Genomic DNA, 21,066 nt, shown 5'->3' on the forward strand with positions numbered 1-21,066 from the left:
TTATGAGTCGCCGCAACACCGAGCTGCTCTTGCTCATCGCCTCGGCGTTCCCCGTCATCCTGCTATATGCGATGTACGTGCTCACCGCGGGCGCCGCCATCTCCTTTGAGACGCTCGCCGTGCCGATCGGCCTCTTTGCCGCCTTTGCCGCGGCCCACATTGCCGTGCGCATCTTGGCGCCCGGTGCCGACCCCGCCATCCTGCCCATTGTCTTTGTGCTTTCGGGCATCGGCATCACGTTCGTGACGCGTCTCGCCCCCGCTCTCGCCATCTCACAGCTCATCATCCTGTTTGTCTCGGTGGCCCTGATGGTGGGAACGCTCGCACTGGTCAAAAACCTCGACGTGGTCATGCGCTACAAGTACACCTTTGGCATTATCGGCATCATCCTGCTGATGCTGCCCATCTTTATCGGCACCACGATCTCGGGCTCCAAACTGTGGATTCGCATCGCGGGCTTTACCATCCAGCCTGGCGAGTTCGCCAAGGTCTTTATCGTGCTGTTCCTGGCCGGGTACCTGGCCGAGAACCGCGAGCTGCTCTCCATCTCCAACCGCAAGATCCTGGGCTTTAAGATCCCTCGCCTGCGACTGCTGCTGCCGCTGTTTGCCGTGTGGGGTGTGTGCCTGCTCGTCGTCGTCTTCGAACGCGATCTGGGTTCGGCCGTGCTGTTCTACACCATCTTCTTGCTGATGCTCTACGTTGCCACGGGGCGCTTTTCGTATGTCGTTATCGGCCTTGCGCTCTTAGCCGTCGGAGCCGTGGGCGCCTACAAGTTCCTGTCTCACGTTCAGGTGCGCTTCCAAGTTTGGGTCGATCCGTTTAAGGACGCCCAGGGGCAGGGCTACCAGATCGTCCAGTCGCTCTTCTCGCTTGCCGATGGCGGCCTGGTCGGTGTTGGCATCGGCAACGGCATGGCCAACAACATCCCTGTCGTCGAGTCCGACTTTATCTTCTCGGCTATCGGCGAAGAGATGGGCCTTTTGGGCGGCGGCGCCGTGCTCATCCTTTTTATGCTCTTTGCCGTTCGCGGCCTGACCACGGCTGCCCGCGCTAAATCCGACCTCGCTGCCTTTAGCGCCACGGGCCTTACGGCCGCCATCAGCTTCCAGGCCTTCTTGATCGTTGGCGGCGTAACCCGCCTGATCCCGCTGACCGGCGTCACCCTGCCCTTTATGAGCCAGGGCGGCTCCTCTCTGCTGGCGAGCTTTATCATCGTCGCGCTCCTGCTGCGCGCCGGTGACGAGGCGACCGGACGCGAGGCCGAGCTTACCGGCACCGGCACCATGGCCGCCATCACCGATGATCAGGTCGCATCTGCCGCCGCCCCGACGGGCACGCGCTTTGCCACCTCGTCTTCCTACGGCAGCGGCAGCCATTCCGTCGGCTCGCGCATGCGCCGTCGCCTGCTCGACACACCTGAATCCGGTGTGCTCGGCCGCGTGGCGCTCGCCAACCGTCTAACCCGCGCGGTGCTCGCCTTTACGGCGCTGTTCGCCATCCTTATCGGCAACCTCACCTATGTCCAGGTCATCAAGGCCAAGGACTATCAGGACATGCCGACCAACAACCACACCATCGCCCGCTCCAAGTACATCCAGCGCGGTTCCATCATCACGTCCGACGGCGTGACGCTGGCCGAGTCGCTGCAGCAGGAGGACGGCACCTACGTACGCTCCTACCCCAACGGCAACCTGGCAGCGCACGTGGTTGGCTACGTGAGCCAGCAGTATGGCACCACCGCCATCGAGAGCGTCATGAACGACACGCTCACCGGTTCTAAGGACTACTCCAGCTGGAACAACGCCATCGCGTCGCTCGCGGGCCAGACCCAGCCGGGCAACACCGCCAAGCTCACCATCGACTCGCGCATCCAGACGGCTGCCGAGCAGGCGCTCAAGGGCTTTAAGGGCGCTGTAGTGGTCATCGACCCGCGTACCGGCGCGGTGCTCGCATGTGCCAGCTCGCCCACCTACGACAACACCAACATCGATGCCCTGCTGCAGACGGGCGGCGGCGAGGACGGCTCCATGTACAATCGCGCCATGGACGCGCTGTACACGCCGGGCTCAACGTTTAAGGTCGTTACGCTTTCCGCGGCACTCGAGACCGGTACCGCCAGCCTTACCAGCACCTACCAGGCGCCCGGCTCCATGGACATCGGCAACGCACCGGTCACCAACTCTGCCAACGAGAGCTACGGCACCATCAGCCTGCAGCAGGCCTTTGCCGTGTCCTCCAACGTCGTCTTTGGCCAGGTGGCAAACGAAGTTGGCGCAAACACGCTCGTGCAGTTTGCCAACGCCTTTGGCTACGGCCAAAAGCTCGGCCAGGACCTGACCTCCGCGGCCTCCATCATGGCCGACCCGTCGCTCATGACCGAGTGGGAGACCGCCTGGGCCGGCGCCGGCCAGCCTGTCGGCATGGACCACACGCCCGGCCCGCAGACCACCGTCATGCAAAACGCCGTGATTGCCGCCGCCATCGCTAACAGCGGCGTGGTCATGGACCCGTACTTTGTAGCCCAGGTACTCGCCCCGGACGGAACCGTGGTCAAGACCACGCAGTCCCGCTCGCTTGGTCAGGCCGTCAGCTCCGCCACGGCCGACCAGGTCAAGCAGGCTATGCTCGCGGTTGTCCAGTCCGGTACCGGTACCGATGCCCAGATTCCGGGCGTCAAGGTCGCCGGCAAAACCGGTTCGGCCGAGACCGGCGGCACCAACGTCAACTCGATGTTCGTTGGCTTTGCACCTTACGATTCACCCACGGTCGCCATCTCGGTGGCCTTGGAGGATTTCGACAAGCATGACGTCGAGGCCGCCAAGATCGCCGGCATCGTCCTGACCGCGGCGCTTGCCGCACAGGGAGCGTGATGCCCATGATCGAATCGGACACCCGAGGCGCGCCGCGGCCGAAGAGTTAGCGGCAACGCGCCACACGGCCCCAGCGGCCACATCGTAGGTACTACACACATCGTTGAGCGAATAGTTATGTTAGGAGCAGGAATGGAACAGAGGGTCCTCGGGGGAAGATACCTCCTCAAGGATAAGGTGGGAACAGGCGGCATGGCGACCGTCTACCGTGCACAGGACCAGGTTCTCGACCGCACGGTAGCCGTCAAGATCATGCTGCCGCAGTATGCTGGCGACGCGACCTTCGCCGCACGCTTTAAGCAGGAGGCCCAGGCAGCAGCCGGTCTCTCCTCCCCCTATATCGTGGGCGTCTACGATTGGGGCAAGGACGGCGACACCTATTACATCGTCATGGAGTACCTGCGCGGCACCGACCTTAAGAGCGGCATCAAGAGCCACGGCGCCCTCGACCCCAAGAAGGTCGCCCAGATCGGCTCGCAGATCAGCTCCGCGCTTTCGGTCGCCCACAAGCACGAGATCATCCACCGCGACATTAAGCCGCAGAACATCATGGTGCTGCCCGACGGCAACATCAAGGTGATGGACTTTGGCATTGCGCGCGCCAAGAACAGCCACCTCACGCAAGACAACAACGTGCTGGGAACCGCCCACTACGTCAGCCCCGAGCAGACCCGTGGTCAGGACCTCGGCCCCACCTCGGATATCTACTCGCTGGGCGTCGTAATGTATGAATGCGCCACCGGCCGCGTTCCCTTTGACGGTGACGACGCTATCTCGGTCGCACTCAAGCAGGTCAACGAGTTGCCTATTCCGCCGAGCCAGATCAACTCCGGTGTCGACGCCGACCTTGAGCGCATCATCCTCAAGTGCATGGAGAAGGACCCCGCAAACCGCTTCCAGACCGCCGACGAGCTGCGTCAGGTGCTCAACAGCTACCTGTCGGGCCGTGCCGTCAACGTCTCGGAGCCCACGCGCATCATCGGTGCCCCCGGTGAGTTGGGCGCCACCAAGACTCGTGAGCTTTCCGATCAGACGCGCGCCATGGTGCGTCCTGTCTCGGGCGTGAGCGGCCAGAATACCGCCCGTAGCTCGGTTTCGGGCTCCACCGGCTCCTACGAGGTCGAAGAGCCCAAATCCAACAAGAACAAGATCATCGCCGCCGTGGTGGCAGCGGTTGCCGTCATCGGCATCGTGGTGGCCTTTGCCACAGGACTCTTTGGCGGCGAGCAGGTCGCCGTGCCCGACGTACTGGGCAAGGACCAGCAGACTGCCGTCGAGCTGATCAAGGAAGCCGGCCTCGAGGTCGGCACCATCGACCAAAGCTACAACGACGATGTCGACGAGGGCAAGGTCGCCGAGCAGACGCCCAACGGCAACACCAAGAAGACCAAGGGCACCAAGGTGAACCTGGTAATCTCCAAGGGCCCCAAGCCCTCCGAAAAGGTTGAGGTTCCCAAACTTGTCGGCCTGACCAAGGACCAAGCAGAAGCCGCACTGGCAAGCGTTGGCCTGAAGGGCAACGCCTCCGAGGAGGCCAACGAGGCTGATGAGGGCCAGGTCTTTGAGCAGGGCACCGAAGCCGGTAAGGAAGTCGCGAAGGGCACGACCATCTCGTACAAGGTCTCGAGCGGCCCGGATACCACGTCCGTCCCCGACCTGACCGACATGACCGAGGCCCAGGCGCGCAACGCCCTCGATATGGCAGGCTTTGGCGTCGACGTGAGCTACCAGGAGAACGACTCGGTTACCGAGGGCACCGTGATCAGCTGGAACCCCAGCGGCAAGCAGAAGCCCGGCGCCACGATTACCGTCGTCATTGCCAAGAAGTCCGGCAAGGCCTCCGTCCCGGGCAACCTGTACGGCAAGAGCATCTCCGCCGCCGTTACCGCGCTCAACAACGCCGGTTTCTATAACATTGGCTTCTGTGACCAGAACGGCAATCCCGTAAGCGGTAACGAGGATGCCACCGTTACGGGCGTCTCCCCCACTGGCAAGCAGTCCACCGACAGCACGATTACGCTGACGGTCGCACTTTCTGGTTCGGGATCGGGCTCGGGCACGAGCACGGGCGACGATTCCGGTACGACCAACTAGTCGCCACCCCACCGCTCATCGCGGCTTTCGCCGCAAACATATTCGCTCACAGGCGCCCGCTTGCTCCCCCAGCAAGCGGGCGCTTTCTTTATCTAAGCAGCGAATACTACGGCATGCCTTAAACCAAAAGAGTCCGGCACCGTAACGGTACCGGGCTCGATATTCCTCTAGTGCCCCCGGGCGGATTCGAAAACTCCCCCCGCGGGGAAATGAGTGACGCGGGTGTCGACGGTTCGAATCCGCCGGCAGCTCCCACAAACCAGAAACGGCGCCGCTCTCGCGACGCCGTCATAATCTTCTGGTGCCCCCGGGCGGATTCGAACCGTCGACACCCGCTTTAGGAGAGCGGTGCTCTATCCCCTGAGCTACGGAGGCATGTTGTACTAGTGTAGCAGATTTACTGCATCGCAATACGTCGCATGACTAGACTTCGAAGTTGCGGTGGAATAGTTCCTGTCTGAAGCATCTAAAGCCGTATTTAGGAACTATTTCACCGCAACTTATGAGGAGCTAGTTACCTTTGTGGAAGAGGTTTTTGATAACGGAGGGGATGCTCTTGGCGCCCTTGGCCGTCACATCGATAAAGTCGGGCGAACGCACAAGCTTATCCTCGTCGACGTACTTGCGGACCGCGCGCAACGTCTCTTTGTCGTCGCGCGTCGAAAACGTAAAGTGACCGTTGTCCTTGGTGAAGATGGCAAAACGCGTGATCTTCTTGGTGCCGCGTAAAACCTCGGCGGCAATATAGTCGACCTCGTCCCACGGGATTTGAATATAATCCTCGGGATTGCGCTCGTTGTAATACTCGAACGCCTTATTGCCCACCATCACGTTACCGTGGCTGGTAAGCCCCATCAGGCAGGTTGCCGGCGTTGCCAGATCGACCGTGCTGTTCTGAGATTGCGCCATGCGCACCTCGCCCTCCAAATAAAACAATCGGACCGCATCCAGTGTACCCACCGGGTGCGGTCCGTTTCAATGGCTCAAAAGCCCTTGCCTAGCAATTCTCGGTCTTAAGCCGAAACGTGCTTACATGAAGCCGCAGACGCGACCGATGATGCCGATGGCGAAGAGAGCCAGGATGATGACGATCGGGCTGACCTTCTTCTTGAGGAGCTTGCAGACCAGCAGGGTCAGGCACACGGCGGCAAGGCCGGGGATGAGCTGATCGAGGTTGGCCTGAAGCGTGGTGACCTTCACCTGATCAAGGGCGTTAGCACCGATGGAGTTATACATCGTCAGTGCTTCCTTGACACCCTCAGAACCAGAGGGCAGGTTAGCCCAGTCGATAAAGGCGCCAGCAGACTGCGTGACCTTGGAGACGACCGGGGTGAAGGAGATGGACACCCAGCGCTCGACCAGGGCGCCGATGATGAACATACCCAGGATGGAAGCACCCTCGGTGACCTTGCCCATCAGACCGCCGGAGAGGTCCTTGGCGATGGAGGAGCCGACCTTGTAGCCAAACTCCTGCGTGTACCACAGGAAGGCGTAACGGATGATGTTCCACGCGAAGAAGAACAGCAGCGGACCGGCGATGCTGCCGGACAGGGCCAGGGAAGCGCCCAGAGCGCCCAGAATCGGGCGAAGGGTGAACCAGAAGGCGGGGTCGCCGACGCCGGCGAGCGGGCCCATCATACCGACCTTGACGCCCTGAATGGCGACGTCGTCGATCGGAGCACCGTTGGCGCGCTCCTCCTCGAGAGCGAGGGTGACGCCAATGACGGGGGCGGAAACATAGGGATGGGTGTTATAGAACTCCAGGTGGCGCTTAAGAGCGGCAATCTGGTCATCCTTGTTGGTGTAGAGCTTCTTGATCGCAGGGATCATTGCGAAGCACCAGCCGCCGTTCTGCATACGCTCGTAGTTCCACGAGCCCTGAAGGAACTGATGACGGAAGCAAACCTTCTTGCGGTCAGCCTTGGTGAGCTGAATCTTGTTCTCTGCCATATGTATCACTCCCCTCCTACTCGTAATCGTTCAGAATGTCGCCGAGCGGGTCACCGGAGCCGCCGCCCATGCCGCCACCCTGCTTGGCCAGATCCTTAAGGCCAAGGTAGATGAGGGCAAGGGAGATGCCGATGAGGCCAAGGGCGATCAGCGTGAGCTGAGGGATGGCAGCAAGGACAAAGCCGAGGATGAAGAACGGCCAGGTCTCCTTGGTGGCCATCATGTTGATGACCATGGCGTAACCGACGGAAGCGACCATGCCGCCGCCGACAGCCATGCCGCCGGACAGCCAGTCGGGCATAGCGTTAAGCGCGTTGGTAACAGCCTCAGCCGGGATGATGCACAGAAGTACTGCCGGGATGGCGATACGAAGGCCCTGCATGAGGATGGCAGCGTACTGCCAGCGCTCGATGCCGGAGAAGTCGCCCTTCTCGGCGCAACCGTCCATGGCGTGAGCGATAGCGGTGGCCAGGGTACGGCAGATCATGGTCAGGAACAGACCAGCGACCGACAGCGGGACGGCGACGGCGATGGCGGCGGTAACGGCCTTGGCCGAATCAGTGGCGCCACCGTTGAGGGCGAGCACCATGATGATCGAAGAAGCGACCGAGGCCAGAGCGGCGTCAGGCGCAACGGCGGCGCCGACGTTAGCCCAGCCAAGGGCCATCATCTGGAGCGAACCGCCCAGGAGGATGCCCTCCTGAAGGTGACCGGTTACGAGACCGATAAGCGTGCATGCCACGAGCGGTTGATGGAACTGGAACTCATCCAGAATGCCTTCCATACCGGCAAGCAACGCGACAATCGCAACAAGCAGAATAGTGATTGCAGACATGTATCGGACCCTCCTTTACTATGCTTGAGCGGCCAGTTCGGCCTTAGCTTTCTTCAACATGGCGTCGAGATCCTCGGAGGAATCCGAAGGAACCTTGCGGACCTCGAACTTGACGCCCTTGGCCTTGAGGGCCTCGAGAGTCTTAACGTCATCATCGCCCATAGCGACGGCGTTGGTGACGACGACCTTGCCCTTGGAGTGAGCCATGGAACCGATGTTGACTTCCTTGATGTCGACACCGGCCTCGATGGCCTTGAGCAGATCCTGCGGATTCTCAAAGAGCAGCATGGCCTTGGTGTCACCAAAGCGCGTGTCCTTGACGACCTCGGCCATCTTCTTGATGGGCACGACGTTGGCATGGACTCCCGGAGGGGCAGCCTGCTCGATCATGGTCTTGCGGAGCTCGTCGTGAGCAACGCCGTCGGAAACCACGATGATGCGGTTGGGGTTGATCTGCTTGGTCCACGTGGTGGCCACCTGACCATGAAGCAGACGGGTGTCGATACGGACGTGGGCGATCTTGATGTGCCCATCGCCGATGACCGTTCCCGGAGGGATGGCGCCTGCAGGAGCAGCGGCGGCCGCAGCCGGCTTCTTCTCCTCGGGCTCCAGAGACTCGGGCTTGACACGCACGCCAGCCTTAGCCTCAGTCACGAGATGTTTTGCGATCGCATGTGCAGTGTTCTTTGCGTCAAAGCGCTGCGAATATGCCTCGATGAGCATAGGCAGGTTGACACCGGTGACGATAGCCCAGGAATCGTGGCCCTCGATGAGCCCGCTGATCTGGTTGAACGGCGTGCCGCCCCACAGATCAACGAGGAAGAGCACCTGCTCCTGGTCTTCGAAGGAAGCGATTGCTTCCTCGACCTTGGCACGGAAATCGTCGGGGCCCATGCTCGGCTCGAGCGAGACCACGGCAACAGACGGCTGATCGCCAAAGACCATCGAGCCCGTCTGCTTGATTCCAGCTGCCAAGTCCCCGTGGCTAGCAAGAACAATACTTACCATCACATAACCTCCTTTTTGTCTACGTATTTCCTACACGACATGAAAGGAGTATACCTGTTTGGATTGTGGAATTATAGCTAAATTCGCAAAAGGTTGCATTATTTGTTTAAACGTTTAAGTTTGTTACAAGTTGATTACGTTGCTGGCTTATAGCTCATTGCCTGCTAAAACGTGATTTGCTGATTGTTTTCAAAGACATATAAAGGTGCACCGTTCGTTAAGACCGCTTTTAGGTGAATCCCAATGCGTCTGCGTGCCACCATTTTGTTTAAACAGACATGACTTGACTAACCGAAGCAAATATGTTTAGAACTCTAGCCCATGTAGACATTAGATGTTAGGCGATGTGGAGAGGGTTGGCGGCGTCGACGGCATCGGGGGCGTCGGAGAGGCCGTCAGGAGCAGCGTCTGCCGGGTCCTCGTCGGGGGTCTCGATCTGTTTGATCATGACCTCCTGGCCCTGCAGCAGGTATGTTTCACCGCTGCCGCAATGGGGGCAAGTCTTGCCGTGCTCGACCGTCGCGTAGTCGCGGCCGCACGCCTCGCAATGCGTCACGGCCTCGACAGGCTCCACGATAAGCTCCGCGCCCTGCGTGATAGGCTTTTTATCCGCCGCCCAGCGCCAAGCGTCGAGTAGTAGATCGGGGACGACGCCCGAGACCTCGCCCAGCAGCAGCGTGACGCTCGAAACGCGACGCACGCCATGAGCGCGCGCCACATTCTCAACATCGCGAATGATGTGATAGACGATTCCGAGCTCGTGCACTTTTAATTCCTTCCGCCGTTCTACCGAACGGCGGTCGGCTTGACGCTGCGCGAGCCCCAGACGGGCGATCTGCCTTTCAATCGTCGGGCATGGGCAAAAGCCCTATGCCCTCCTCTTTCAAGGCACCTCGCCACGCCTGGGACCCGCTCGCTGTCCAACCGCCCTCTGCGCCGTTCACTTACTTGTTAGGTCTCTTACTTCTTCCCAAATTTGATCTTAATTGCACGCTTCAATGCGTACTTGCCCAGGCTTGGGAGCTTTTGCTCGTATTTGACCATCGTGGAGCACTCGGGGCGATCGCGATCAAGATGGATGGCGTCAAACGCGCACTTGGTGGTGCACAGGCCGCAGCCGATGCACTTGTTAGGGTCGACGATCGAGGCGCCGCAGCCCAGGCAGCGGGCGGTCTCGGCGCGCACCTGCTCCTCGGTAAAGGTCTCAACATACTCGCTAAACGGCGCAGCCTTCTCGCGTTCGCGGTCCACATGCGCAACCTCGCGGCTCGCGTTGTCGTAGCTCTCGAGCACAACGTCGTTGCGGTCGAGCGCGGTGTAGCGGCGCTGGTTGCGGCCGATGGTGAGCGTGGAGCCCGGCTGCACGAAGCGATGGATGGACACGGCGGCCTCGTGACCGGCGGCGATGGCATCGATGGCAAAGCTCGGACCGGTATAGACGTCGCCGCCCACAAAGATGTCTGGCTCGGCGGTCTGATAGGTCTGGGGATCGGCAAGGGCACCCTGGCCGCGGCCAAGCTCCACCTTGGAGCCAGCCAGCAGGTCGCCCCACACAATGGACTGGCCAATCGACATGACTACGCGGTCGGCATCGACACGACGCAGGTCGTTCTCGTCGTACTCGGGCGCAAAACGGCCCTCGTCGTCAAAGACACGCGTGCAGCGCTTGAAGGTGATACCGCACACACGACCGGCCTCGTCCAGGTGAATCTCCTTGGGGCCCCAGCCGCAGCTGATGTGAGCGCCGTCCTCAACGGCCTCGCGACGCTCCTCCTCGCTGGCGGGCATCTGGGCCTCGCTCTCCAAGCAGAACATCTCAACGTACTCGGAACCCAGACGGCAGGCGTTGCGCGCGACATCGATAGCCACGTTGCCACCGCCCACCACGATGGTGCGGCCGGGCAGCGCGTCAATCTTGCCACTGTTGACCTCGCGCAAAAAGTCGACGGCCACGGTCACGTCCTCGGCATCCTCACCCGGAATACCGGCAAGGCGGCCACCCTGGCAGCCGATGGCCACATAAAAGGCCTTAAAGCCCTGCGCGCGCAGCTCGTCGAGCGTCACATCGCGACCGACCTCCACGCCATAGCGGAACTCGGCGCCCATCAGGCGAATGATCTCGACCTCTGCCTCGATAACGTCCTTCTCCAGCTTAAAGCTGGGAATGCCGTAGGTGAGCATGCCGCCCGGGCGCTCGTTCTTCTCGAACACGACGGGCTTGTAGCCCTTCTCGGCCAGATAGAAGGCGCAGGACAGACCGGCCGGGCCGGCACCGATGATGGCGATCTTCTGATCGAAGCCGCCGGCACGCGTCGGCGTCACCACGGGCGGGACATAGCGGGTCGCGGCATCAAGATCGCGCTGGGCGATAAACTTCTTGACCTCGTCGATAGCCACGGCGGCGTCCACACGGCCGCGGGTGCAGGCATCCTCGCAGCGGCGGTTGCACACGCGGCCGCAGATAGCGGGCAGCGGGTTCTCGCGCTTGATGAGCGCCAGCGCCTCGTCATAGCGCCCCTGTGCCGCAAGCTTCAGATAGCCCTGAACGGCAACGTGCGCGGGGCAAGCCGTCTTGCAGGGCGCGGTGCCGGACTCGTGCGTCTCGATGCGGTTATCGTTGCGGTAGTTGGGCGACCACTTGGTGTGGTCCCACTTGGTGGCATCGGGCAGCTCCTGGCGCGGATACTCGGGCACCTGTCCGCCGGCCTTTTTGCTGCAGAGCTTCTGGCCGAGCTTGGCGGCACCGGCGGGGCACACCTCAACGCAGCGACCGCAGGCCACGCACTTGTCCTTCTCGACCTTGGCGACATAGGCCGAGCGCGACAGGTTGGGCGTGTTGAACAGCTGCGAGGTGCGCAGGGCGTAGCACACGTTGACGTTGCAGTTGCAGATGGCGAAGATCTTGTTCTCGCCGTCGATATTGGTGATCTGGTGCACAAAGCCGTTGTCCTCGGCCTGGCGCAGGATGTCGTAGACCTCGTCGCGGGTCACGTAATGGCCACGATCGGTCTCGACCACGTAGTCGGCCATATCGCCCACGGCGATGCACCAATCGGCCGGGTCGTCGGCGCAGCCCTCACCCATCACGCGACGGCTCGCGCGGCAGCTGCAGGTGCTGGCGGCATACTTACCCTCGTATTTGTCGAGCCAGTGCTCTATATGCTCAATAGGCACCGACGTGCTCGCGGCATCGATAGCCTTCTCGACCGGAATGACATGCATGCCGATGCCGGCACCACCGGGCGGCACCATCGGCGTGGCCTTGGACAGCGGTCCCTTGGACGCCTGCTCAAAGAACTTGGCATAGACCGGGTGCTCCTCGAGCTGGCTCACGCGCATGTTGAGGAACTCGGCGGAACCCGGCACCAGCATGGGCAGCACCCACTGCTTGGCGTGCTCGGGGTTTTCCCAGTTGTACTCGAGCAGACCCGTGTAGCTCATGTCGTCGAGCATCTTCTCGATATCGGCTTCGGGCATGCCGGTGAGCTTGACCATCTCGGGCAGCGTATAGGGACGGCGCATCTTCATCTTGCAGAGCACTTCGGCCTGCTCGTCGGTTGCGGCCTCGGCAAACGACCAGTACTCGTAGCCCAGCAGCTCATCGCGATGCAGCAGACGGTTGGTGCAGTGCTCGCACAGCTTGACGATGGCCTCGCGCGGATGCTCCGGCAGCGGCGGCACGAACTCCGAACCGATATCGGGCTCGGTGTAGCTAATTCCCGGTCCGTTGAGAATCATGGTTGTCCCTTCTCTTGCCACAGCCCGGCGAGACCGCGGCGCCCCTCTTTTTTGCAGGCCGGGCATGCCCCCATGCCGTTCACCCGCCATTAGTTGACATTGTGTCAAAAATAGTATTGACGAACCGTCAACAATATTCAAGACTGTTAGGTGAACGGTCAGGCAAAAGAGGATGAAAGGCGGCAAAACATGGGCGACAACACAGCAGATACCTCTGTGGTCGATGCCGTCCCCGCATCCGATAGCGCGGCAAAGCGTCTGACGGGCGACGAGCGCCGTCGCGAGATCCTCGCCGCCGTGCGCACTGTGAGTTCTGAGCTGGGCGTGTCGCATCTTTCGGTATCGGCCGTGACCAAGCGAGCCGGCTGCACGCGCTCGCTGTTCTACCACTACTTTGCCGATATGGACGCCGCCGTCACCGCCGTCATGGACGAGGCGATCGACGGCTTTATCTCCGAGCTCGAGCAATGGAACGCCGAGCGCACCGTCGGCGATATCGAAGGCGCGCTCGACACCGTCGCCCCGCTCTTTAAGCGCCTGGTCGCCAGCGGTCACGAGCTGCCGAGCACTTTGACCAGCAGCAGCGGCGCTCTCTACGGCGGCTTTCTGCACAACGTGGTCCAGCGCGTGGCGCAATACATCTGCGACACCACCGTGGTGGACTTTGTCGCCCATCACGACCTGCGCATCGACCATGTCTACGAAACGTTCTACACCCTCATCATGGGTCTTTTGATGTATATCCGCACGCACCCCGATGTGCCCGACGAGACAGTCAAGGAGATCATCGCCTCGACGCTCCACATCGAGGGCTACACCGCCAAGTATCCCGAGCGCAGGCCCGGGAACTGACGACATTTGGCCAAACTGCCCGCGATCGGAAGAGGGGCCGCGGGCGTGTGAAAGGAGAGCAGCATGCTGTTCGATGTTTGGGGTAGCGATACCCTTATCCACTGGGCCGGCTGGGCCATGGTCTTTATCGGCCTGATCGTGCTCAACGAGGTCGGCCGCCGCACCAAGCTGGGCGCGGCCATCATCTTTGGCGTGGCTCCGCTTGCCATGACCATCTACTGCATCGCCATCGCCGTCGGCGTTTCGCAGGGCGCCGAGTGGGCACTCACCAACCCCACCCACGTGTACCAGAACAGCTGGTTCCACTACGCCAAGGTGTACGCGGCGCTGGCCGGTTGCTGGGGCTTCATCGCCATTAAGTATCAGTGGGGCAAGATTGGCAAGGCGCACTGGTTCCGCGCATGGCCGTTTGTGATCGTCGCCATCAACATCATGATCGCCGTAGTGTCCGACTTCGAGAGCGCCTATCACTTCTTTGTCCTGGGCCAGTCCACTTGGGTCACCTCCGAGGGCGCCACGCAGCTGGCCGGCTGGAACAACGTGTTCAACGGCATCGCCGGTATCATCAACATCTTCTGCATGACCGGTTGGTGGAGCGTCTATGCCTCCGAGGACAAGACCGACATGCTGTGGCCCGATATGACCTGGGTCTACATCATCGCCTACGACATCTGGAACTTCTGCTACACCTACAACTGCCTGCCCACTCACTCCTGGTTCTGCGGCTTTGCGCTGCTGCTGGCGCCCACTGTGGCCGCCTTTATCTGGAACAAGGGCGGCTGGATCCAGAACCGCGCCTTCACGCTGGCCATTTGGTGCATGTTTGCCCAGGTGTTCCCGTACTTCCAGGAAGAGTCCATCTTTGTGACCCACTCCACGCTCGACCCCACCGCGGCCACCGCGGTCTCGATCGCCGCGCTGATCGCCAACGTCGCCGCGATCATCTACATCGTCTACCGCGCCAAGAAGCTCGGCCGCAATCCCTACAAGCAGGATGTCTTTGAGGGCACCAGCGATTGGGAGAAGGCTACCGCCCGCCGTGCCAAGGTGGATTACGCTCACGCCGAGTAACATGCCCGGCGCGCATGCCGCTTGAATGTGAAGTCGCCCGGCCGATTCCGCGCAATGCAACGTATTGCATGCCCCCGGAAAGCGATTCGCCCGCTTTCCGGGGCTTTTTGTTGTTGCGCGCATTCACGCGCATATTCCATTCGCGCACACATTCAAAACCTCTCGCACAGATAAAATCAGATTTCCAACCGCCTGACAGCCCTATGTGACCCCAATTTTGGGTACATTGTTGTCCCGATATTGAGCTTGGGGGATATATGAATGATGAGACGATGGGCCAAGAGGATGCGGCCCAAGATGCAGAAGCATGCGCCGAGGCCCTGGAGAGCCTAGACCAGATCGCGCTGGCCGAGATTGCGTTTGACGATTCGAGCGTTGATGTGCAGGATGAGCCGGAAATCGAGGCGCAGCCCGATGATCAGGATGCAAAAGACGATGGCGCCGCGCCCACCGAAGACGAGGCGAGGCACGAGGAATCCGAATGCGAGGCCGACGACCAGCCCAAATCCGACACGAGCGAGGAAACCATCTTGCTCGACAGCTTGCCGGCCGAAGATTCGCTGACCCGCGAGCTCCCTGGCTTAGGCTCCGCGCCTGCCGTGGACGAGACCATCGCCATGGGCGATATTCCCCTGCCGTCCGTTCCCTCGGCACGCGAGGCCGAGGTTCGTCATCGCAAGATGTCGCCCAAGCGCCGCAATCTGATGGTCGCTGGCGTTGTGGCCGTCGCGCTCGTCGCCGGCGGCGCAGGCTATGCTGCCTGGAACGGATATCAGCAAGAGCAGGCTGCCGCTGTCGCCGCCAGTGCACACACGATGATGTCGGTGCAGATTGGCGTGCATGCCACGGGCCTCGACTGCTCAACTGGCTCCAAGATTCCCGTACAGGTGAGCGGGCAGGATTCCGACGGTTCTTCTGTGAGCGAAACGCTCTATGTTGACGAGCACGGCCGTGGCATCAAACTGCTACCCGGCGATTACACGCTCTCCATTGCCGCCTCCCCCATCGCGTCCGACGGCACCGTCTATACCGTGCCGACCACCAAGGCGCAGGTCACGATCAAGAGCGACGGACAGGATCTGAGTGCCCAGGCCACCTTTAAGCTCAAGGTGCCTTCGGCCGACACGGTGACTGACGACCAGATCGATGCCGCCGCCAAGTATGCCGAGGAGGGAGGCACGAGCTCCGCCGCGGCTGCCAAAGTGCTCCAGCAGGCGGCAACCGCACGGCGCGACGCCGCCGTCAATGCCGTGAGCGCGCAAAAGGCACAGGCAGCCCGCGATGCTGACGCTCGCCACAAGGCAACCGACCTCTACCAGCTCGATATCCCCGTCGAGTGGTACGGCAAGGTCGAGACTTGGCAAAATGGCAGCACGCTATGCATCTATCTTGCCGGCGACAGCGATACGCCGATTGTGACGCTCGTCGCGGTGCGCGAGGGCGAGAGCTTTACGCCCGATGAGGGCGATACGGTTTTTGGTGCGGCCAATCTAGGCAACGGTTATACCGTCTACGCCAGCGGCCCCGTCTATCCGTACGTGGTGCCCCAGACCATCAACGGACGGACGCAGAATCCCGTGTCAACCTACCCCATGGACACGGCCATTGAGCTTGTCGAGCTCACGACCGGTAACCGCTACACCTATAGCCAGATCAAGAACGTACTGGTCGGCAAAGACGGCAAGGCAGACGCCGCGACCAAACTTGAGACCGACTACCTCGCGCAAATCCTGCTGCCGAGTATCAAAGCCCAGGACTAGCCTGGCGCAGCAAGGTGCTCCCCAACCGTGATGAAGGAGCCAGGAAGTCCTGACCCCACAGGTCCATAGATGATTAGGCAAGGAGCCACTTCCATGCGGGCGTAACGTGTACCACACCGTGCTCGCATGGAATATCGGTCTGTTCATCCATGGTAACGATTGCCGACTCGCCAAGATCAAACTGGGCCATCGCGGCATCGAGCGCGGCAATTTCGCGCTCGCGCGTTTTCTCGCTTGTCATATCCACACTTACCTGAATCAGGCCGTAAGCCTGCATGAGCAGTGCATCCCCAGTCACAAAGTCCACCTCATGGCTTTTATTCTTATCTTTAATCAGCAGGCGGCAAACCGAACCGGGCCGCACGGCGGGGGTCCTTCTTCTGAGCGCATTGAACACCGCGGTCTCGAGCCTCTGACCATGATCCAATGCCGATGCGGGGGAGAACGCTCCGAACATCGCAGGATCGACGGCGTAGACCTTAGACGCAGACCGCGTATTATTTGCAAGCGAACGCGTGAACTCCGGCACCGAAAACAGCAGGTAGGCGTCCTCGTAATACTCAAGTAAGTCGCTGAGCGTATTTCGACTGACGGATATCTGTCTGCTCTTGAACTCGTTGTACACTTTGTTCACTGACAGCTCTCGTCCCGAAGATGCCATGCACCGCGCCAGAAACAGCGAGGCCAAACGGGGGTTCTTGACGTCGTAACGTTCAACGACGTCCATGGCGACCGTTCGCGACGCATATTCCTGTAGCAGCTGAATCGCGTCTGCGGGCGTCTGCTCAAGTGTCGCGATGAATCCCCCTCGCTCGAGATATCCGACCAGATGGTGTCGGAGCAACGCTGCATCGCTCGAGGAGAAGGGTGCGTTCGACTCAGGAACGCTCCCCGTCTTATATCGGACGTATTCCGAAAAACTCAACGGAAAAAGCTCTCGCACAAGAGAACGGCCCCTGAACTCGCTCTTAAGTTCTGAGGACAGCATCTTAGAAGAAGATCCCGTCACGTAAACGGTCGCTTTCTCCGTATCGACTACACGCCGCAGAAACGCACCCCATTCGGGAATTTCCTGGATCTCGTCAAAGAAAATGTAAGCGCCCTCGGTTCGAGCAACAGGATACAGTGCATAGAACGTGTCGAGCACGTCCGCCAGCAGCGATGGCTCATACGGGCGCAAGCGCTCATCCTCAAAATTGAAGTAAAGCATCCGGTCAAGCTCGACGCCCCGGCTCTGAAGCCGCCGCATCTCCTGATACAGGCGATACGTCTTTCCACAACGGCGGGCCCCCACAATCACATTTACGATGTTGTCGCGCTTTGGCTCCTGTGGGTTTCCTAGATCAAGGTCTCGCTCAAAGACCTGCGGAACCCCCTGCTGTTCAAAGTCCTTTATTTTCTGGGCGATCAAGTCGTTGAATGCCATGATTCTCCAATCTTGCTCTCTGGCTAATCAAGATTATACTGTTTCTTGATTAGCTGGAAAACAAGATTTCGTTTGACTTGATTAATGATTAAGCAAGTTTTCTGCTACCGCCCCGAAGGATGTCGAACGGCTGAGGGGCCAAACACAAACGCCTCTAGCCAACAGAAACGCGCGGTTCAGTCAGCTAGAGGACGTTTCCTAGTTCCACGGGTCGGCTTCGAACATCGGCTCGTGCTCGGGGCGGCGATCGCTGTAGGGATCGTAGCCGTCGTCGTCCTCGTTCTCGGCACGAATGAAAGGGTCGCGCGGCTTGGGTGCCGGCTTAGGCGCAGGCTTGGGTGCGGCGGGCGCCGCCTCGGTCGCCGGTGCGTTCGTCTTGTTCTCGTCTTTCATCTGCATAGCTCCTTGCATCGCATCCGCTCAACATCATCGATTGTCGCACGAAAAAGGGCGGCGGACCCAATTGGATCCGCCGCCCTTGGCGTTTAGAGATGGCTGGCAGATTTTAAGGCATGTCCCAAAAATCTACTCGGCGTCGGGAACCTCGTAGGTGGCCGCCGGCGTGCTGTCGCACACGACGGTAAAGCCGCCGTCCTTGTCGACGTCGACCGTCACCTGATCGCCCTCGCGCACCGTGCCGTCGATGATGGCGGCGGCGATGGCATCCACGACCTCGCGCTGGACCAGACGCTTGAGCGGACGGGCGCCAAAGACCGGGTCCAGGCCGCCCACGGCGAGCATCTGCTTGGCCGCCGGGGTGATGGCAAGCGTCATGCGCTCCTTGGCCAGACGTGCGCGGACGTCGGCGAGCTGGATGTCGACGATCTTCTCGATCTGCGCCATGCCGAGCGGATGGAACACCACGATATCGTCGATACGGTTGAGGAACTCGGGACGGAAGGTCTGGGCCATGGCCGCGTCGACCTGATGGCGCATCTCCTCCTCGTCCTTGCCGGACAGGTCGGCGATGGCCTTGGAGCCCACGTTGGACGTCATGATGATGATCGTGTTCTTGAAGGACACCTGGCGACCCTGGCCATCGGTCAGACGGCCGTCGTCAAGCACCTGCAGCAGCACGTTGAAGACATCCGGGTGAGCCTTCTCCATCTCGTCGAGCAAGATCACGGAGTACGGACGACGGCGCACGGCCTCGGTGAGCTGGCCGCCCTCGTCGTAACCCACGTATCCCGGGGGCGCACCGATCAGACGCTGGACGCTGAACTTCTCCATGTACTCGGACATGTCGATACGCACGAGCGCGCGCTCATCGTCGAACAGGCACTCGGCCAGTGCCTTGGCGAGCTCGGTCTTGCCCACGCCGGTGGGGCCCAGGAAGAAGAAGCTGCCGATGGGCTTGTCCGGGTCGGAGAGGCCCGCACGGCTGCGGCGCACGGCCGCGGCAACGGCGGAGACGGCCTCGTCCTGGCCGATGACGCGCTTGTGCAGCTCGCCCTCCAAGCCCTTGAGCTTGTCGAGCTCGCCCTGCATCATCTTGGAGACGGGCACGCCGGTCCAGGCGCTTACGACCTCGGCAATCTCATCGGAGGTCACCTGCTCGTTCAGGCCTTCGCCGTCCTGCTCCTTCTGCGCCTCGAGCGCGGCCTCGGACTCCTGAATCTGCTGCTGCAGACCCGGGATCACAGCGTAGCGCAGCTCGGACGCACGGCCCAGATCGCCATTGCGCGTCGCGCGCTCCTCCTCGCTCTTGGCCTCGTCGAGCTGGCCCTTGAGCTCCTGCACGTGGTCGATGGCGTTCTTTTGGTTGAGCCAACCGGCCTTTTGCACGTTGAGCTTTTCCTGGACCTCGGCAATCTCCTGACGCAGGGCCTCCAGACGCTCCTTGGAGGCGTCATCGGTCTCCTTCATGAGTGCCTGCTCCTCGATCTGCAGCTGGGTGAGCTGACGCGTGGTGGCGTCAATCTCGACCGGCATGCTGTCGAGCTCCATGCGCAGGCGGCTTGCCGCCTCATCGACCAGGTCGATGGCCTTGTCGGGCAGGAAACGGTCGGCGATGTAGCGATCGGAGAGGTCGGCAGCCGCCACGAGCGCGCCATCGGTGATATGCACGCCGTGGAAGATCTCGTACTTCTCCTTGAGGCCACGCAGGATCGAGATGGTGTCCTCGACGGTAGGCTCGCTGACCATCACGGTCTGGAAACGACGGGCGAGCGCCGCGTCCTTCTCGATGTACTTGCGGTATTCGTCGAGCGTGGTCGCGCCGATCGCATGCAGGTCGCCACGGGCAAGCGCCGGCTTGAGGATGTTGCCGGCGTCCATAGAGCCCTCGGTGGCACCCGCGCCCACGATGGTGTGGAGCTCATCGATGAACAGGATGACCTTGCCCTCGGACTTTTGCACTTCCTTGAGCACGGCCTTCAAGCGGTCCTCGAACTCGCCGCGGTACTTGGCACCGGCGACCAGCGCGCTCATGTCGAGCTCGATGAGGTCGCGGTCGCGCAGGGTGCTCGGCACGTCGCCGGCCACGATACGCTGGGCGATGCCCTCGACGATGGCCGTCTTGCCGACGCCCGGCTCGCCGATGAGCACAGGGTTGTTCTTGGTGCGACGGGACAGGACCTGGATGGTACGACGGATCTCGTCGGTACGGCCGATGACAGGGTCGAGCTTGCCGGCGCGGGCAAGGTCGCAGATGTTGCGTCCGTACTGCTCCAGCGCCTCAAACTGGGTCTTGTCCTCGGCAGACGTCACGCGGTCATCGCCACGCAACTCCTCGTAGACCTGCTCGATGCGCTCCTTGGTCACGCCGGCGTCGCGCAGCACGCGGCCCGCCTCGCCCTTGTCCTCGGCAAGCGCCATCAGCAAATGCTCGGTCACCACAAAGCTGTCGCCCATCTTGGTGGCCTTCTTCTCGGCCTTCTCGATGACGCGGACGAGCTCATTGGAAAGGCCCATCTGCTGACCCTCGCCCGAAACCTTGGGCGCGTGGTCGATGGCGTCTTGCGTGGAACGCGCAAGCTGTGCCGGGTCGGCACCGATGCGCTCGATGATCACGGAGATATTGCGCTCGCCGGCACCGAGCAGGGCAGACAGCAGGTGAATCGGCTCCACCGCGCCGGCCTGCGCGTCAGCGGCCGTGCTCATGGCGGTCTGCAGCGCCTCGCGCGACGTCATTGCTAGCTTATCGATTCTCATGGAATCACCTCTCTTGGGGCGGCCGCCCTACGGGGCGGCTTCACGTTGTTCGAGAAGTATTGTTGCCAGCTTTGTACGATCTTATACACAAATCTAAGTCTCTATATATAAGATTTTCTGAGTGCTCTCATGACATGGAAAATCACCACAAAGGGGACAGGCGCGCTCACCCGCTGCGGCCTCATCCCCTTACTATCTCAATCTGTAACATCTAGCGACTGTTTATGGCTCCAGATGTTACAAATCAAGATGAAATGACCAGCGGCGCCCGTTCGTCTCAATCTGTAACACCTACTCGGCAAATTA

General features: G+C 61.0%; 14 protein-coding genes and 1 tRNA gene. 5 read left to right on the forward strand and 10 right to left on the reverse strand.

The features are described from left to right. Positions 1–2 precede the first annotated feature (2 nt). Together I2D41_RS07520 and pknB are read left to right on the forward strand one after the other, a co-directional pair. Entirely contained in the window at positions 3–2,873 is a 2,871-nt protein-coding gene (locus I2D41_RS07520; protein WP_195364102.1) for an FtsW/RodA/SpoVE family cell cycle protein, read from the forward strand. A 132-nt stretch (positions 2,874–3,005) separates the two neighbouring features. Further along, the gene (gene pknB / locus I2D41_RS07525; protein WP_195364103.1) at positions 3,006–4,967 is read left to right on the forward strand and encodes a Stk1 family PASTA domain-containing Ser/Thr kinase; all 1,962 of its coding nucleotides are present in this window, start codon (positions 3,006–3,008) and stop codon (positions 4,965–4,967) included. Between the two features lie 299 nt (positions 4,968–5,266). On the opposite strand, the gene I2D41_RS07530 is transcribed toward pknB, so the two are convergent. From I2D41_RS07530 to I2D41_RS07560, 7 genes are all read right to left on the reverse strand, one after another. After that, a tRNA-Arg gene (locus I2D41_RS07530) sits at positions 5,267–5,342 on the reverse strand. A gap of 135 nt (positions 5,343–5,477) precedes the next feature. Next, positions 5,478–5,876: a DUF956 family protein gene (locus I2D41_RS07535; protein ID WP_006235193.1), complete on the reverse strand. Its 399-nt coding sequence runs from the start codon at positions 5,874–5,876 to the stop codon at positions 5,478–5,480. A gap of 120 nt (positions 5,877–5,996) precedes the next feature. Next, a complete protein-coding gene (locus I2D41_RS07540; protein ID WP_195364104.1) occupies positions 5,997–6,917 on the reverse strand; it encodes a PTS system mannose/fructose/sorbose family transporter subunit IID in 921 nt (306 codons plus the stop codon). 16 nt (positions 6,918–6,933) lie between these two features. Beyond that, positions 6,934–7,752, reverse strand: coding sequence for a PTS mannose/fructose/sorbose transporter subunit IIC (locus I2D41_RS07545; RefSeq protein WP_055285302.1), 819 nt, complete (start codon positions 7,750–7,752; stop codon positions 6,934–6,936). Between the two features lie 18 nt (positions 7,753–7,770). Then, on the reverse strand, positions 7,771–8,760 hold the full coding sequence (locus I2D41_RS07550) for a PTS sugar transporter subunit IIB (protein WP_006235196.1): 990 nt from the start codon (positions 8,758–8,760) through the stop codon (positions 7,771–7,773). Between the two features lie 337 nt (positions 8,761–9,097). Further along, positions 9,098–9,526 carry a hydrogenase maturation nickel metallochaperone HypA/HybF gene (locus I2D41_RS07555; protein ID WP_161145395.1) on the reverse strand — a complete coding sequence of 143 codons (429 nt, stop codon included), beginning with the start codon at positions 9,524–9,526 and terminating at the stop codon, positions 9,098–9,100. 194 nt (positions 9,527–9,720) lie between these two features. Next, a complete protein-coding gene (locus I2D41_RS07560) occupies positions 9,721–12,498 on the reverse strand; it encodes an FAD-dependent oxidoreductase (protein ID WP_195364105.1) in 2,778 nt (925 codons plus the stop codon). 189 nt (positions 12,499–12,687) lie between these two features. Here I2D41_RS07560 and I2D41_RS07565 point away from each other — a divergent pair, with 189 nt between their 5' ends. The 3 genes from I2D41_RS07565 to I2D41_RS07575 all read left to right on the forward strand — a co-directional run bounded on the left by I2D41_RS07565 (position 12,688) and on the right by I2D41_RS07575 (position 16,181). After that, a complete protein-coding gene (locus I2D41_RS07565; protein ID WP_195364106.1) occupies positions 12,688–13,350 on the forward strand; it encodes a TetR/AcrR family transcriptional regulator in 663 nt (220 codons plus the stop codon). Between the two features lie 63 nt (positions 13,351–13,413). After that, positions 13,414–14,421: a DUF5692 family protein gene (locus tag I2D41_RS07570; protein WP_195364107.1), complete on the forward strand. Its 1,008-nt coding sequence runs from the start codon at positions 13,414–13,416 to the stop codon at positions 14,419–14,421. 257 nt (positions 14,422–14,678) lie between these two features. Continuing rightward, positions 14,679–16,181: a hypothetical protein gene (locus I2D41_RS07575; RefSeq protein ID WP_195364108.1), complete on the forward strand. Its 1,503-nt coding sequence runs from the start codon at positions 14,679–14,681 to the stop codon at positions 16,179–16,181. Between the two features lie 73 nt (positions 16,182–16,254). On the opposite strand, the gene I2D41_RS07580 is transcribed toward I2D41_RS07575, so the two are convergent. The 3 genes from I2D41_RS07580 to clpB form a co-directional block, all read right to left on the reverse strand. Beyond that, on the reverse strand, positions 16,255–17,607 hold the full coding sequence (locus tag I2D41_RS07580; RefSeq protein WP_195364109.1) for an ATP-binding protein: 1,353 nt from the start codon (positions 17,605–17,607) through the stop codon (positions 16,255–16,257). A 198-nt stretch (positions 17,608–17,805) separates the two neighbouring features. Further along, positions 17,806–18,000, reverse strand: coding sequence for a hypothetical protein (locus tag I2D41_RS07585; protein ID WP_229042260.1), 195 nt, complete (start codon positions 17,998–18,000; stop codon positions 17,806–17,808). A 132-nt stretch (positions 18,001–18,132) separates the two neighbouring features. Continuing rightward, positions 18,133–20,760 (reverse strand): ATP-dependent chaperone ClpB, encoded by a 2,628-nt coding sequence (gene clpB, locus I2D41_RS07590; RefSeq protein ID WP_195364111.1) that lies wholly within the window; start codon positions 20,758–20,760, stop codon positions 18,133–18,135. Between the last annotated feature and the right edge of the window lie 306 nt (positions 20,761–21,066).

It is taken from the genome of Collinsella aerofaciens (assembly GCF_015552075.1).
Taxonomy (GTDB): Bacteria; Actinomycetota; Coriobacteriia; order Coriobacteriales; family Coriobacteriaceae; genus Collinsella; species Collinsella aerofaciens_Y.

Coding starts and splice junctions, on each gene's coding strand:
- I2D41_RS07520 (WP_195364102.1), top strand. CDS start 3: ATGAGTCGCCGCAACACCGAGCTGCTCTTGCTCATCGCCTCGGCGTTC.
- pknB (WP_195364103.1), top strand. CDS start 3,006: ATGGAACAGAGGGTCCTCGGGGGAAGATACCTCCTCAAGGATAAGGTG.
- I2D41_RS07535 (WP_006235193.1), bottom strand. CDS start 5,876: ATGGCGCAATCTCAGAACAGCACGGTCGATCTGGCAACGCCGGCAACC.
- I2D41_RS07540 (WP_195364104.1), bottom strand. CDS start 6,917: ATGGCAGAGAACAAGATTCAGCTCACCAAGGCTGACCGCAAGAAGGTT.
- I2D41_RS07545 (WP_055285302.1), bottom strand. CDS start 7,752: ATGTCTGCAATCACTATTCTGCTTGTTGCGATTGTCGCGTTGCTTGCC.
- I2D41_RS07550 (WP_006235196.1), bottom strand. CDS start 8,760: ATGGTAAGTATTGTTCTTGCTAGCCACGGGGACTTGGCAGCTGGAATC.
- I2D41_RS07560 (WP_195364105.1), bottom strand. CDS start 12,498: ATGATTCTCAACGGACCGGGAATTAGCTACACCGAGCCCGATATCGGT.
- I2D41_RS07565 (WP_195364106.1), top strand. CDS start 12,688: ATGGGCGACAACACAGCAGATACCTCTGTGGTCGATGCCGTCCCCGCA.
- I2D41_RS07570 (WP_195364107.1), top strand. CDS start 13,414: ATGCTGTTCGATGTTTGGGGTAGCGATACCCTTATCCACTGGGCCGGC.
- I2D41_RS07575 (WP_195364108.1), top strand. CDS start 14,679: ATGAATGATGAGACGATGGGCCAAGAGGATGCGGCCCAAGATGCAGAA.
- I2D41_RS07580 (WP_195364109.1), bottom strand. CDS start 17,607: ATGGCATTCAACGACTTGATCGCCCAGAAAATAAAGGACTTTGAACAG.
- I2D41_RS07585 (WP_229042260.1), bottom strand. CDS start 18,000: ATGAAAGACGAGAACAAGACGAACGCACCGGCGACCGAGGCGGCGCCC.
- clpB (WP_195364111.1), bottom strand. CDS start 20,760: ATGAGAATCGATAAGCTAGCAATGACGTCGCGCGAGGCGCTGCAGACC.